This window comes from Sphingomonas sp. Leaf231 (assembly GCF_001421995.1).
GTDB lineage: Bacteria > Pseudomonadota > Alphaproteobacteria > Sphingomonadales > Sphingomonadaceae > Sphingomonas.
On the sequence record NZ_LMLS01000001.1, the window covers coordinates 425,686 to 438,580 of the forward strand.

General features: G+C 67.2%; 11 protein-coding genes. 6 read left to right on the top strand and 5 right to left on the bottom strand.

The features are described 5' to 3' along the window. Positions 1-66 precede the first annotated feature (66 nt). From ASE95_RS02120 to ASE95_RS02135, 4 genes are all read left to right on the top strand, one after another. Complete coding sequence (locus tag ASE95_RS02120) at positions 67-1,218, top strand: sensor histidine kinase (RefSeq protein ID WP_056630804.1); 1,152 nt, start codon at positions 67-69, stop codon at positions 1,216-1,218. Beyond that, a complete protein-coding gene (locus ASE95_RS02125) occupies positions 1,218-2,018 on the top strand; it encodes a LytR/AlgR family response regulator transcription factor (protein WP_056630806.1) in 801 nt (266 codons plus the stop codon). The genes ASE95_RS02120 and ASE95_RS02125 overlap by 1 nt, the downstream gene beginning before the upstream one ends. Then, positions 2,018-2,929, top strand: coding sequence for an oxygen-dependent tRNA uridine(34) hydroxylase TrhO (gene trhO, locus ASE95_RS02130; RefSeq protein WP_056630811.1), 912 nt, complete (start codon positions 2,018-2,020; stop codon positions 2,927-2,929). Before ASE95_RS02125 ends, trhO begins: the two co-directional genes overlap by 1 nt. A gap of 481 nt (positions 2,930-3,410) precedes the next feature. Next, positions 3,411-4,499: an AI-2E family transporter gene (locus ASE95_RS02135; protein WP_056630814.1), complete on the top strand. Its 1,089-nt coding sequence runs from the start codon at positions 3,411-3,413 to the stop codon at positions 4,497-4,499. A 163-nt stretch (positions 4,500-4,662) separates the two neighbouring features. Here the strand turns inward: ASE95_RS02135 and ASE95_RS02140 are convergent, their stop codons facing one another. Beyond that, positions 4,663-5,391 (bottom strand): hypothetical protein, encoded by a 729-nt coding sequence (locus ASE95_RS02140; RefSeq protein WP_156347845.1) that lies wholly within the window; start codon positions 5,389-5,391, stop codon positions 4,663-4,665. Positions 5,392-5,673: 282 nt separating this feature from the next. On the opposite strand from ASE95_RS02140, the gene ASE95_RS02145 reads away from it, so the two are divergent. Next, positions 5,674-7,542, top strand: coding sequence for an ABC-F family ATP-binding cassette domain-containing protein (locus ASE95_RS02145; RefSeq protein ID WP_056630820.1), 1,869 nt, complete (start codon positions 5,674-5,676; stop codon positions 7,540-7,542). An 80-nt stretch (positions 7,543-7,622) separates the two neighbouring features. Here ASE95_RS02145 and ASE95_RS02150 read toward each other — a convergent pair whose 3' ends face one another. Continuing rightward, positions 7,623-7,907: a DUF3297 family protein gene (locus tag ASE95_RS02150; protein WP_056630823.1), complete on the bottom strand. Its 285-nt coding sequence runs from the start codon at positions 7,905-7,907 to the stop codon at positions 7,623-7,625. 78 nt (positions 7,908-7,985) lie between these two features. Beyond that, complete coding sequence (locus ASE95_RS02155; RefSeq protein WP_235528130.1) at positions 7,986-8,366, bottom strand: hypothetical protein; 381 nt, start codon at positions 8,364-8,366, stop codon at positions 7,986-7,988. 298 nt (positions 8,367-8,664) lie between these two features. Between ASE95_RS02155 and ASE95_RS02160 the strand changes: the two genes are divergently transcribed. After that, positions 8,665-10,989 carry a TonB-dependent receptor gene (locus ASE95_RS02160; protein ID WP_056630826.1) on the top strand — a complete coding sequence of 775 codons (2,325 nt, stop codon included), beginning with the start codon at positions 8,665-8,667 and terminating at the stop codon, positions 10,987-10,989. 71 nt (positions 10,990-11,060) lie between these two features. On the opposite strand, the gene ASE95_RS02165 is transcribed toward ASE95_RS02160, so the two are convergent. Further along, the gene (locus ASE95_RS02165) at positions 11,061-11,756 is read right to left on the bottom strand and encodes an HAD family hydrolase (RefSeq protein ID WP_056630829.1); all 696 of its coding nucleotides are present in this window, start codon (positions 11,754-11,756) and stop codon (positions 11,061-11,063) included. Between the two features lie 18 nt (positions 11,757-11,774). Continuing rightward, a complete protein-coding gene (locus tag ASE95_RS02170; protein ID WP_156347846.1) occupies positions 11,775-12,497 on the bottom strand; it encodes a hypothetical protein in 723 nt (240 codons plus the stop codon). Positions 12,498-12,895: the final 398 nt, after the last annotated feature.

Here is a 12,895-nt window from a genome sequence, read left to right on the forward strand (position 1 = left end):
GTTCCTTCGCGGAGCGGCGGCCCTTCCTTTTTGCGCCGCGCCCGCGGGCGGTGTAGGGAGGGCGCGATGGCGACTTCCGTGACTTCCGTCTCCGCTGCTCCCGCCCCGTCCGCTTATGCCGGCACGCCGGAGCGCCCGCTGTTCGTGCGGCCGTTCTTCGAGAACAAGGCCTCGGCATTCTGGAAGCTGCAGGCGGCGGGGTGGACCGGCTATCTGGTGCTGCGGCTGGTGTCGTCGCTGAGCAGCAATGCGTCGTTGCAGGTGATCGTCTCGGTCCTGATCGAATCGATCATCGGTTATTGCATCACGCTGCTGCTCTCGACGCTGTATGGCCATTACCGCCGGCTGCCGCGCGTCACGGGCATCCTGCTGTCGATCTTCACGCTGGCCGCCGCGACGTTCCTGTATGCGACGCTCTATGCGTTTTCGTTCAGCCTGATCCGGCTGGCCGCGCCGGGTGTGGACCTGTCGCTGTTGCTGGCGGCGCTGTTCCTGAGCTTTACCGTGCTTGCGGGCTGGTCGGCGCTGTATTTCGGGATCAATTTCTACCTGATCCTAGAGGACCAGATCGACCAGATGGAGCATCTGGAGAATCAGGCGTCCTCGGCGCAGCTGGCGATGCTCCGCTATCAGCTGAACCCGCACTTCCTGTTCAATACACTCAACTCGATCTCGACGCTGGTGCTGCTGAAGCAGACCGAGCGCGCCAACGCGATGCTGAGCCGGCTGTCGTCGTTCCTGCGCTACACGCTCGCCAACGAGCCGACCGCGCACGTCACCGTGGCGCAGGAGGTCGAGACGCTGAAGCTGTACCTGGAGATCGAGAAGATGCGGTTCGAGGACCGGTTGCGGCCGAAGTTCGACATCGATCCGGCCGCGGAGAAGGCGCGGCTGCCGTCGCTGTTGCTCCAGCCGCTGGTCGAGAACGGGATCAAATATGCCGTCACCCCGCAGGAAGACGGCGCCGAAATCTGCATCACCGTTCGGCTCGTCGGTGACAGGGTGCTGCTCGGCGTATCCGACACCGGACCGGGTTTGATGCCGACGAAATCGCGGCCAAGCCTTTCAACCGGCGTGGGCATCGCCAATATCAGGGAGCGACTGGCGCAGGCTTACGGGCCGGACCACCGCTTCGATGTGCGCGCCATGCCGACGGGCGGGTTCGGGGTCGAGATCGAGATCCCGTACCAGCTCGAAGTACCCAATAGAGAGGTGTGATGACCATTCGTACCATCCTCGTCGACGACGAGCCGCTGGCGATCCAGGGACTGGAACTCCGGTTGCAGGCCCACGACGACGTCGAGATCATCGCCAAGTGCCAGAACGGCCGCGAGGCGATCAGCGCGATCAAGACCCACAAGCCCGACCTCGTCTTCCTCGACATCCAGATGCCGGGCTTCGACGGTTTCTCGGTCGTGCAGGGCCTGATGGACGTCGAGCCCCCGCTGTTCGTGTTCGTCACCGCATATTCCGACCATGCGATCCGGGCATTCGAGGCGCAGGTGACCGATTATCTGATGAAGCCGGTGGAGGAATCGCGGCTGGCCGACACGCTGGACCGGGTGCGGCAGCGCCTGTCCGAACGGCAGAGCGCCGGCGAGGCGGAGAAGCTGAAGGAGGCGCTGGCCGAGCACGCGCCGGAGGCGGCGGCGGAAATGGCCGATGGCGGCGATGCGGTGAACGCCAGCCGGTTCGAGAAAATGATCAACATCAAGGATCAGGGCCAGATCTTCCGCGTCGACGTCGACACGATCGAGCGGATCGACGCCGCGGGCGATTACATGGTGATCTATACCGGCGATCGTAACCTGATCCTGCGCGAGACGATGAAGGATCTGGAGAAGCGGCTCGACCCGCGCCGGTTCCAGCGCATCCACCGGTCGACGATCGTCAACCTGGATCTGGTCAAGGAAGTGAAGCCGCACACCAACGGCGAATGCTTCCTGGTGCTGGGATCGGGCGCGAACGTGAAGGTCAGCCGCAGCTATCGCGACGTGGTGGCGCGCTTCGTCCATTGATGAAGGTCGCGGCGCTATACCGGTTCGCGCGGTTCGACGACCCGCATGCGTTGCGTGAGCCGTTGCTGGCGTGCGCGCGGGCGGTGGAGGTGAAGGGCACGCTGCTGCTGGCCGGCGAAGGCATCAACGGCACGATCGCCGGTCCGCCCGCCGGGGTCGATGCGGTGGTGGCGCACATCCGCGCGCTGCCCGGATGCGCGCAGCTGTCGCTGAAGTTCGCCGAGGCCGCGGCGATGCCGTTCCACCGGCTGAAGGTGAAGGTGAAGCGCGAGATCGTGACGATGGGCGTTACCGTCGATCCGCTGACCGACGCCGGCACCTATGTCGCGCCGGCCGCGTGGAACGCGCTGATCGCCGATCCCGAGACGCTGGTGATCGACACCCGCAACGATTACGAAGTCGCGGTCGGCACGTTCGCCGGCGCGGTCGATCCGCACACCGCGGGCTTCGCCGACTTTCCCGCGTGGTTCCGCGACAATCGCGAGCGGTTGATGGCAGGCAAGCGGCGGGTGGCGATGTTCTGCACCGGCGGCATACGCTGCGAGAAATCGACCGCCTTCCTGAAGGCCGAGGGCGTGGAGCAGGTCCACCATCTCGATGGCGGCATCCTGCGCTACCTGGAGGAGACGCCGGCTGCGGAAAGCGCGTGGGCGGGCGAGTGTTTCGTCTTCGATCAACGGGTCGCGGTGGGGCATGGCCTGACGCCGGGCACGCACGTGCTGTGCTTCGCGTGCCGGATGCCGGTAAGCGCCGCGGATCGCGCGCTGCCGTCCTATGTCGAGGGGGTCAGTTGCCCGGCGTGCGCCGACGCGCGCACCCCGGAGGAACGGGCCAGCTATGCCGAGCGGCACCGGCAGGAACAACTGGCCAAGGCCCGCGGCGAGACGCACGTCGGCCGGGCGTTCGACTGACGCGGGCAGGATCGGCGGTCGACGCCGGCCGGGGTGCCCGATCGCCCCGTGATCGCGCTGATGTGGATCGCAGGGCGCTCCGGACACGATGCTGTTTTCCGCTCGCAGCGGTGCACTGAAGAAGCGAGGTGAAACGACCAAGGTTCGACCAGTGGCGGGCTGGATCGACATTCAGTGGTTCACGGGTATCGAATTGCTCGCCGATGAAGGTGATCCATCTGTTCGGGCGATCCGCGCGACATCGCTCGCGTCGCGCAGAGACAGCGGACGACGCGTTGCAAGTTCACGCAGGTTCACGATGACGCGATCACACGTGGGCTTCCCAAAGGGACAGGGTCGCGCGGGGGGACGAAGTTGTCGCGCGGAGCAGGCCGGTAACTCTTCCCCTGCCCTGCGGACCCAATCGACATCAATGGCGTTACCCTTGCGCAACGACATCGCCCCGATCGCGCGGCGTGTGCATAGCCCGAGGACTTCGTAGATGACCATACGCCGACAACACGTCGAAAACGGCGGGTTGATCCTGTTCCTCACGCTCATCACGATCGGGTTGTTGCTGGTCGTGTCGGGGTTCATCGGCGCGTTGCTGGCAGCGCTGCTCGCTGCGCTGCTGTTCCAGCCGATCTTTCAGCGGTTCGCCCGGCGCTGGCCGGGGCGGCGCAATATGGCGGCGGCGCTGACCCTGCTGGTCATCACCGTGGCCGTGGTGATCCCGGCGATGATCCTGGCGAGCATGGTCGTCGATCAGGCGGCAGGCGTCTATGCGCAAATGCGTAGTGGCCAGATCGATTTTGCTAGTTACTTCAAACAGATGCATGACGCCCTGCCGATGCGGTTGCAGCAATGGCTGGACAGCGCCGGGCTGAACAGCCTGGAGCGGGCGCAGGCGCGCGTCACCGCGACGCTGAGCGACAGCGCAAGCACCCTGACACGGCAGGCGCTGTCGATCGGCGCGAACGCCGCGGCATGGCTGCTGGCGTTCGGCGTGGGGTTGTACGTCACCTTCTTCCTGTTGCGGGATGGCGAGCGGATCGGGCCGGCGGTGGTGCGGGCGCTGCCGCTGGAGCATTCTGTGGCGACGCGGCTGGCCGAGAAGTTCGTGGCGGTGGTGCGCGCCACCATCAAGGGCTCGGGGGTCGTCGCGCTGGTTCAAGGTGCGCTGGGGGCGGTGACATTCTGGATCGTCGGGCTGCCTGCCGCGCTGCTGTGGGGAGTATTGATGGCAGTCGCGGCGTTGCTGCCCGCCATCGGGCCGGCGATCATCTGGGGACCGGTGGCGATCTACCTGCTGGCGACGAGCGCGGTGTGGCAGGCCGCGGTGGTAATCGCATCGGGCGTGTTCGTGATCGGGCTGGCCGACAACGTATTGCGGCCGATGCTGGTGGGTCGCGATACCGGCCTGCCCGACTGGCTGGTGCTGGTCACGACGCTGGGCGGCATCGATCTGCTGGGCTTGAGCGGGATCGTCGTCGGCCCCGTGGTAGCGGCGTTGTTCATGACCGGCTGGGAAATCCTGAGCGAGCAGCGCGGCATCGGGGCTTCGGCGGCCGGGGACGGAGATACCGTTTGAACGAGGGGCTTAGCCGCACGCCGGGGTGGCATACGGCGCTTGCGCAATCAGCCGCTCGTTCGACGGTGCCTCTCCGGTTTATTCGCCTCCGGACAGCGAAGAGGGACCGCCAACGACCGTCACCAGCGTCGGGCATGAGGCCCCGACAAGGGTGTCCGGCGGCCTACCCCGCCGGCTTCCTCGACTTGACGAGCGGTTCATCACGCTGGGGAGCCGGAACCGAAACCAGACCCGAGTTTCCGGTTCTGGTGTTGACGGCACTGACGTAGATCTGCGCCTTGGTGGACGATGGTACGTCGACCGGGCCGCCGAACACGCCCGGTGATTCCTTGAACGGCAGCGGCGTTTCCGTCAGCTTCCTGCCACCCGACCAGACGGTGGCGATCACCTTATACTCAGATGCGTCCCACTCACCGCCTGGAGTGATCGGGCAGCCGCACATCAACTCGACCTTGGCCCGGACCATCACGGCGCTGCCATCGCGCGATGCGGTAGGGGTGATCGCAAGGCCCGGCAGCTCGACCATCCAGCCGTTGCCGACATCGACCGGCTCGCCCGGCACGATCCACCGCCGGGAGGTCACCTTAATAAGCGACCAGGGCCGACCGAGCGGCCCCGCTGCCTCAAGGTCGACGAGCGTCGGCTCCACGATGTCGACGATCGCATCGAACGTTGCTGCGCCGTCGGTCTGAATCAGCGGAGAGCGGCCGTTGGCTCGCATGATCCGGTCGGTGTCCCCGGTGCCGCCCTTCGTCACGCCTTGCGCCAGCGTCCTGCCGGACTGCGCATCGCGCAGCGTCACGCGCGCACCGCCGGTGTGATCGCCAACGAACTTGCCATCCTGACTCAAAACCCGGACCACCACGCGGGTCGGCTCGGCGAAGGCGGGCATCGCGGCGGCCAGTCCGAAAGCCCACAGCAGGATTGCAACTTTCATCCCAGTCTCCTTGCTGGTGCCGATTTCGACGCGGCCAGCGTTTCAGTCGTGGCAGATACGCGCGACGCGCCGTTCTACCATCGTTTTCAGATACCGTCATAATTGGTGGTGGCGCCCCGAAGAACGGAGAGGTCGCGATTACGCCTCACGCCCCCCCGCGATGAAGCGTCGACGGCCATGTCGGGCGGCGCTCCCGCTCCCTTCCCCCCTCCCCCGCATTCCGCTACAGGCGCGCGCATGCTTTCTCTCAATGGAATCACCGTGCGGCTTGGCGGGCGCACGATCCTCGACCGCGCCACGGCTGCGCTGCCGCCCGGTAGCCGCGTCGGGCTGATCGGGCGCAACGGCGCCGGCAAGTCGACGATGGTGCGCGTTATCGCGGGTTTGCTGGAGCCCGACGAGGGCTCCGCCGACATGCCGCGCGGCGCGCGGATCGGCTATATCGCGCAGGAGGCGCCCGCCGGTGACTCGACGCCGCTGGAGACGGTACTCGCCGCCGATACCGAGCGTGCGGCGCTGCTGACCGAGGCCGAGGCGTTCGACGGCACCGGGTGCATGGACCGGCTGGGTGAGGTGCACGAGCGGCTGATCGCGATCGACGCCTATGCCGCGCCGTCGCGCGCGGCGCGCATCCTCGTCGGGCTCGGCTTCGACGAAGAAGCGCAATCGCGCCCGCTCGACAGTTTCTCGGGCGGGTGGAAGATGCGCGTGGCGCTGGCCGCGCTGCTGTTCTCGCAGCCCGACCTGCTGCTGCTCGACGAACCGAGCAACCACCTCGATCTCGAGGCGGTGATGTGGCTGGAGGACTTCCTGCAAAGCTACCGCGCGACGATCGTCGTGGTCAGCCACGAGCGCGACTTCCTGAACAACGTCGTCGACCATATCCTGCACCTGCAAGGCGGCAAGATCACGTTGTATCCGGGCGGCTATGACGCGTTCGAACGGCAGCGTGCGGAGCGCATGGCGCAGCTGGCGGCGGCAAAGGCCAACCAGGACACGCAGCGCGCCAAGTTGCAGGAATATATCGCCCGCAATTCGGCCCGCGCCTCGACCGCGAAACAGGCGCAGAGCCGCGCCAAGATGCTGTCGAAGATGCAGCCGATCGCCGAGGCGGCGAACGATCCCACGCTGTCGTTCGACTTCCCGAACCCGACCGAATTGCGCCCGCCGCTGATCACGCTGGATCATGCCGCGGTCGGTTATGGCGGCACGCCGATCCTGTCGCGGCTGAACCTGCGGATGGACCCCGACGATCGCATCGCTCTGCTGGGCCGCAACGGCAACGGCAAGACGACGTTCGCGCGCCTGCTGGCGGCGCAGCTGGCACCGCTGGACGGCGAGATGAACGCGACCGCGAAGATGAAGGTCGGATATTTCACGCAATATCAGGTCGAGGAGCTGGAGGCCGACGACACGCCGCTCGCGCATATGACCCGCGTGATGAAGGATGCCTCGCCCGCCGCGGTGCGCGGGCAGCTGGGGCGGTTCGGCTTTTCCGGTGACCGTGCGACCGCGCGGGTCGGCAGCATGTCGGGCGGGGAGCGCGCGCGGCTGGCGCTCGCGCTGGTGACGCGGGAGGCGCCGCATCTGCTGATCCTCGACGAGCCGACCAACCACCTCGACGTCGACGCGCGCGAGGCGCTGGTGCAGGCGCTGAACGCCTATACCGGCGCGGTGCTGCTGGTCAGCCACGACCGGCACATGCTGGAGCTGACCGCCGACCGACTGGTGCTGGTCGATCATGGCACCGCGCGCGAATACGACGGCAGCCTCGATGATTATATCGCGATGATCCTGTCGGGCGACGGCAAGGGCGCGGAGAAGGCGAAGGGCGGCACCAAGCAGGAGCGCAAGGCCGCAGCCGGACGACGCGAGGCGGACAAGGCGCTGAAGAAGGAAGCCCGCGATGCCGAGGCGGAACTGGGCAAGCTGACCGCGGAGCGCGCGGCGGTGGACCGCGCGATGTTCGATCCGTCGACTGCCGACGCAACGCTGGGCAAGCTGACAATGACCGAGCTGATGAAGCGGCGGGCCGACCTGAACGACCGGATCGAGGCGAGCGAGGCGCGCTGGATGGCGGCCAGCGAGGCGCTGGAAACCGCTTAGACCAAGGCACGACGGCACGGTCCGGGTGGACCGTGCCGCCAATGCCGGACCGCCGGCGACGACCGCCGGATGTCGGTGGTTTACGGCTGGACGGCGTCTTCGCCGTCGCCGTCGCTCTCGGCGGCGGTGGCATCCTCGAACCATGCCTCTACCGGGCCGGTCAGCTTGATGGTCAGCGGCCGACCGTTTCGATCGACCTTCTTGCCGAGCGCGACGCGGATCCAGCCCTCGGTCATGCTATATTCCTCGACATCGCGACGCTGGACGCCCTTGAAACGGATGCCGACGCCGCGTTGCAGCGCCGCCTGATCGAAGAACGGGCTCGACGGGTCGATCGACAGATGGTCTGGAGGAGTATCGCTCATGCGCCCGCCCTTGCCGCAAAGCGGCGCGCCCGGCCACAAAAAAACGGCGCGGGGGCCAGCCCCGCGCCGTCGGTCGCGTCACCAGCGGTAATAGCCGGGCGCATCATAACCCCGATAGTAGCCGCGCGGCTCATAATAGACCGGCGGCGGCGGTGGCGGCGCGTAATAACGGTCGCGGTAGTAGACGCGCGGCGGCGGGGCGTAATACGCGCGGTCGTCATAATAGCCGCGCCGATCGTAGTTGTAGCCGCGGTCATAGTAACGATTGCGGCTGCTCGACGCGATCGCCGCGCCCAGCCCCAGGCCGATCACGCCGCCGATCAGCGCACCCGCCGCCGTATCGCCGCCGCGATCGCGGTAGCGGCGGTAGCGCTGCGCCTCGGCGGGCGCGGCGCTGGCCAAGGCGGTGGCCGCAAGGCCGGTCGCCAAGACGGTCTTCTTCCAGAACGCAGACATCATCGGACCTCCTGTACCCGCCCGCCGCCGCCGGTGACGCCGACCGGTGCGAGCCTGTAGCGACGCTATGCCGCCACGGGGCTGAACCGCGACGGAATGCGCCATTCATGCGTGGTTTAGCGCGCGAGCGCGCGGACCGGACCGGCGTAGAGGAAATACTTCGTCACGTTTCATGATCCCGACACATTCGCCCCCTAGCGGCGCGACGCCGGGCAGCAGCGACCATCGGCACCGGGACAAGCACCGCACGAGTCGGCGCGACCGGTGATCGCGCCTTCCCGCCAGTCTCAAAGGGGTTCCCATGCGTCGTTCCACGAAATCGATCCTGCTGGCCGGCATCGCCGCCGCCACCGCCGTGCCCGCGATGGCGCAGACCGGCACCGCCCCGGCGACCGACACCAGGAGCGCGAGCGCTGCGGACGCGGGCGATGCCGGACTGGGCGAGGTGGTGGTGACCGCCGAGCGCCGGTCCGAGAACATCCAGCGCGTGCCGGTATCGGTGGCGGTGGTGACCGGCGACGACCTGCGCACCTTCCAGGCGGGCGGCGAGGATGCGCTGGCGCTCGCCGGGCGCGTGCCGGGCCTTTATGCCGAGACGACCACCGGCCGCATCTTCCCGCGGTTCTACATTCGCGGCCTCGGCAACATCGACTTCTACCTCGGCGCGTCGCAGCCGGTGTCGATCATCCAGAACGATGTCGTGCTGGAGCATGTCGTGCTGAAGTCCAACCCGGTCTACGACGTCGCCAATGTCGAGGTGCTGCGCGGGCCGCAGGGGTCGCTGTTCGGGCGCAACACCACGGCCGGCATCATCAAGTTCGACACGATCCGCCCCGGTCAGGTGTGGAACAGCCGCTTCAACGCATCCTACGGCACGTACAATACGGCGACGTTCGACGCCGGCGTCGGCGGGCCGATCGTGCAGGACAAGATCGCAATCCGCCTGTCGGGCCTGTACCAGCACCGCGACGACTGGATCGACAACACCTATACCGGCGTCAGCCGCGACGGGACACGCGGCGGGCGCAACGTACTGGGCGGCTTCGACGAGCGCGATGCACGGCTGCAATTGCTGTTCACGCCGACCGAGACGCTGTCGGTCAACGTCTCCGGCCACGTCCGTTCGTATGAGGGCACGTCGACGGTGTTCCACCGTGGCGCGCTGATCCGCGGGCAGAACAACATCAACCTGGAACCACGCGACCGCATCGCCCTGGACGAAGCCGCCAACAACCCGCAGGGTTACAAGACCTATGGCGGATCGGTGAACGCGGCGTGGGATTTCGGCGCAGCGACGCTGACCTCGATCACCGCCTATGAGACCACCTCCGGCTACAGCCGCGGCGATACCGATGGCGGCGCGGCGACGAACTTCGGCGGGGTGGGCTCTGGTGAAAGCGAAGGGCGCGTCCGCGATCTCGACCAGTGGACGCAGGAACTGCGGCTGGCGAGCAGCGGCGAAGGCGCGTTCAAATGGCAGATCGGCGGCTTCTATTTCGACACCCGCGACGTGACGGAATTCTATCAGCGCGGCTTCTTCCTGTTGCCGGGCGATCGCGATCGCAACCCGAACAACTGGGTGCGGCTGCGCAACGTCAACACCAGCTGGGCGGTGTTCGGGCAGGCCAGCTACCGCCTTGCGGAGCGCCTGACGCTGACGGCGGGCGCACGTTATACCGAGGACGACAAGCGCACCCGGCTGGTGCGCGCCGGACGCAATGCGGCGGGCAGTGCCGACACCTTCCCCGCCGCGTCGCGCGACGTGACGCTGACCGGCAAGGAGCCGAGCTGGGACGTGTCGGCATTGTACGAGATCGATCCGACCGCCAACGTCTATGCCCGCATCGCGCGCGGTTTCCGGGGGCCGACCATCCAGGGACGATCGGCGGTGTTCAACACGCCGTTCTCGACCGCCGACAGCGAGACGATCATGTCGTACGAGGCCGGCGTGAAGACGCAGCCGACGTCGAAGCTGCGCCTGAACGCCAGCGCCTTCACCTACCGCGTGAAGGACATCCAGCTGAATGGCAACGACGCCAACGGCAACGGCACGTTGTTCAACGCCGACCATGCCGACGCATATGGCGTCGAGGCCGAGCTGGACTGGCGCCCCATCCGCAACATCACCTTTTCGCTGGGCGGCAGCGCGATCCATACCGAGATCAAGGACAAGCGCGTGTTCGCGCAGGTCTGCGCCTTCGGTGGACAGGTGACCTGCACCGTGCTGGACCCGACGGTGCCCGCGACGATCTTCGGCCAGCCGGCGGTATTGGCGCAGATCGACGGCAACCCCCTGCCCAATGCACCCCGGTGGCAGATCGACGCGGCCGTCCGCTACGACATACCACTGTCGGATCGCGGCAATTTCTTCGTGGCGAGCGACCTGAACATGCAGGGCTATACCAACATGGTGCTGTACCGGACGCGTGAATTCTACGCCGACGGCAATCTGGAACTGGGGCTGAAGGCCGGCTTCACCACCGCCGACGGCCGGTACGAAGTCGCCGCCTTCGCCCGCAACATCACCAACGAAAAGAACCTGAAGGGCGTGATCGAAAACTACAATGCCGCGGTCTTCAACGAACCGCGCATCGTCGGCATCTCGTTGTCGGGCCGGTTCGACTGAGCGACCGGAGCGATCCGGTACGCGGCGCATGACGCTCCGGATCGCTCCGCTCCGCCAGCCAAAAGGCGCGGCTAGTCGATCGTCGCGAGCCAGTCGGGCAGTTCGGCCAGCCGCGCCAGCTGGCGGAAGCGCGGGTGGTCGACGGGCGCGCTCGCCGCCTCGTGCGCCCAGGCCAGGGGTTGCGGGATGTACGCGCCCCACGCCCCCGCCTCCAGCGCGGGCAGCACGTCGGAGCGCATCGAATCGCCTGCCATCACCGCACGTGCGGGCGAACAACCGTAGCGGTGGAAGACGCGGACGAACGTGTCGGCGCGCTTGTCGCTGACGATCTCCACGCCCGCGAACAACCGCCCCAGCCCGGAAGCCGCCAGCTTCACCTCCTGATGCAGCAGGTCGCCCTTGGTCACCAGCACCAGCCGCGCCATCCCCGCCAGCCGTTCCAGCGTGTCGCCGATGCCGTCGAGCAGCTCGACCGGGTGCGCCAGCAAGTCGCGCCCGATCGCCAGGATGCGGCGCACACTGGCGGCAGGCAGATCGTCACCGGCCAGTTCCAGCGCGGTCTCGATCATCGACAACGTAAAGCTCTTCGCACCATAACCGTAATGGCGCAGGTTGCGGACCTCGATCGCTTGCATCCGCGCCCTTGCCGCGGCATCGTCGGCATAAGGCGCGACCAGTTCGGCGAAGGCGTGTTCGGCGGCGGCGAAGAAGCGCATGTTGTGCCACAGCGTATCGTCGGCATCGAGGCAGATGAGGTCGATCGGCATCGATGCCACGTAAATCGATCAGAGTTCGCGCACCAGCCGCAATCCCAATGCCGGGCGGACGCGGCGGTGATGCTCCTTCTCGACACCGGCGGACGCCTGGACGTTGACGCGGTGGGCCAGCCGCTGGTGAAGCTGCGGCGCGACGCGCACCATCTTCGCACGGCCGCCCGCGACATTGACTTCCACGCCCGCGACGGTGCCGGGCTGCACGTCGTAGAAGGTGGCATGGTTCAGCAGCAGTGCGTTGCGCCCGGTGCGGCGGCGCAGCGCGATATCGTCCAGTCCGGCCATGTTCATCATGCTCCAGCGCGGCGAGAAGCGGTGCCCGGCCATGTACAGCAGGCTGTTGGTGTAACGGCCGGTATCGCGGTCGTAGATGCCGAGATATTGCACGCCGTGCGCGCTGCGCCCGTCCGACGATGCGCCGAACGCGGCCTGCAACCCCAGCTTCAGCGCCTCCAGCCGCGCGCCGTTGAACGGCAGCTCGACCTCGATCGCCTTGCCGTCGGCGAAGGCATATTCCACTTCGGGCGCCCATTCCGCCTCGCGCGGGCGGAACGGCGAGGACGTGGTGGCGAGCGCGTTGACCTCCATCTCGCCCTTGGCCGCGCCGAGCGGACGCATCATGTCGAAGATCATCGGTTCGGGGATCACGGGATAGCCGGTCTGCGCCGCGGCACCGGTGGCGATCGTGGCGAGCAGGACGGCGGCGAACGGGATCGTGGCGGGGGCGATACGCATGAAGTGCTCCGCGAGGTAGGGGAGCGGGCACCGTAGCGGTTGCAGGGGCGGCAGGGTGTAGACGAGGCGTGATGTTATATTGCTGCGACAATGACTTGCGCCGCGAATGTTGCGAATGTTGAGCCACTGGCGCGTCGCAGCGCTGGCGGTCGGCACCCGGTCGACAGGCCGGTGCCATGGTCGCGGAATCAAGTGGTGGAGCACAAGTCGCTGCATGGGCGCAACGTAACGCGGCATGCGCGTTGTAGGACAGCCGCACCGTGGCGGCGGCTGTCGGGTCGCGGCGGCAGGAGCGCCACCGCTCGCGCGTTGCGATCGGCAGAGGACCAGACGCGAACGGCCGCCCGGTTGGGGCGGCCGTTTCGTTTTTGCCATGGTCCGCCGCGGCGAAGCCCGCG

What these genes read in the sequence shown, in the direction of transcription:
- ASE95_RS02140 (WP_156347845.1), bottom strand. Translation starts at nt 5,391, where the DNA reads ATGCCCGCCTTCGCCGAGCCGACCCGCGTGGTGGTCCGGGTTTTGAGT.
- ASE95_RS02120 (WP_056630804.1), top strand. Translation starts at nt 67, where the DNA reads ATGGCGACTTCCGTGACTTCCGTCTCCGCTGCTCCCGCCCCGTCCGCT.
- ASE95_RS02160 (WP_056630826.1), top strand. Translation starts at nt 8,665, where the DNA reads ATGCGTCGTTCCACGAAATCGATCCTGCTGGCCGGCATCGCCGCCGCC.
- ASE95_RS02145 (WP_056630820.1), top strand. Translation starts at nt 5,674, where the DNA reads ATGCTTTCTCTCAATGGAATCACCGTGCGGCTTGGCGGGCGCACGATC.
- ASE95_RS02155 (WP_235528130.1), bottom strand. Translation starts at nt 8,366, where the DNA reads ATGATGTCTGCGTTCTGGAAGAAGACCGTCTTGGCGACCGGCCTTGCG.
- ASE95_RS02135 (WP_056630814.1), top strand. Translation starts at nt 3,411, where the DNA reads ATGACCATACGCCGACAACACGTCGAAAACGGCGGGTTGATCCTGTTC.
- ASE95_RS02165 (WP_056630829.1), bottom strand. Translation starts at nt 11,756, where the DNA reads ATGCCGATCGACCTCATCTGCCTCGATGCCGACGATACGCTGTGGCAC.
- ASE95_RS02125 (WP_056630806.1), top strand. Translation starts at nt 1,218, where the DNA reads ATGACCATTCGTACCATCCTCGTCGACGACGAGCCGCTGGCGATCCAG.
- trhO (WP_056630811.1), top strand. Translation starts at nt 2,018, where the DNA reads ATGAAGGTCGCGGCGCTATACCGGTTCGCGCGGTTCGACGACCCGCAT.
- ASE95_RS02170 (WP_156347846.1), bottom strand. Translation starts at nt 12,497, where the DNA reads ATGCGTATCGCCCCCGCCACGATCCCGTTCGCCGCCGTCCTGCTCGCC.
- ASE95_RS02150 (WP_056630823.1), bottom strand. Translation starts at nt 7,907, where the DNA reads ATGAGCGATACTCCTCCAGACCATCTGTCGATCGACCCGTCGAGCCCG.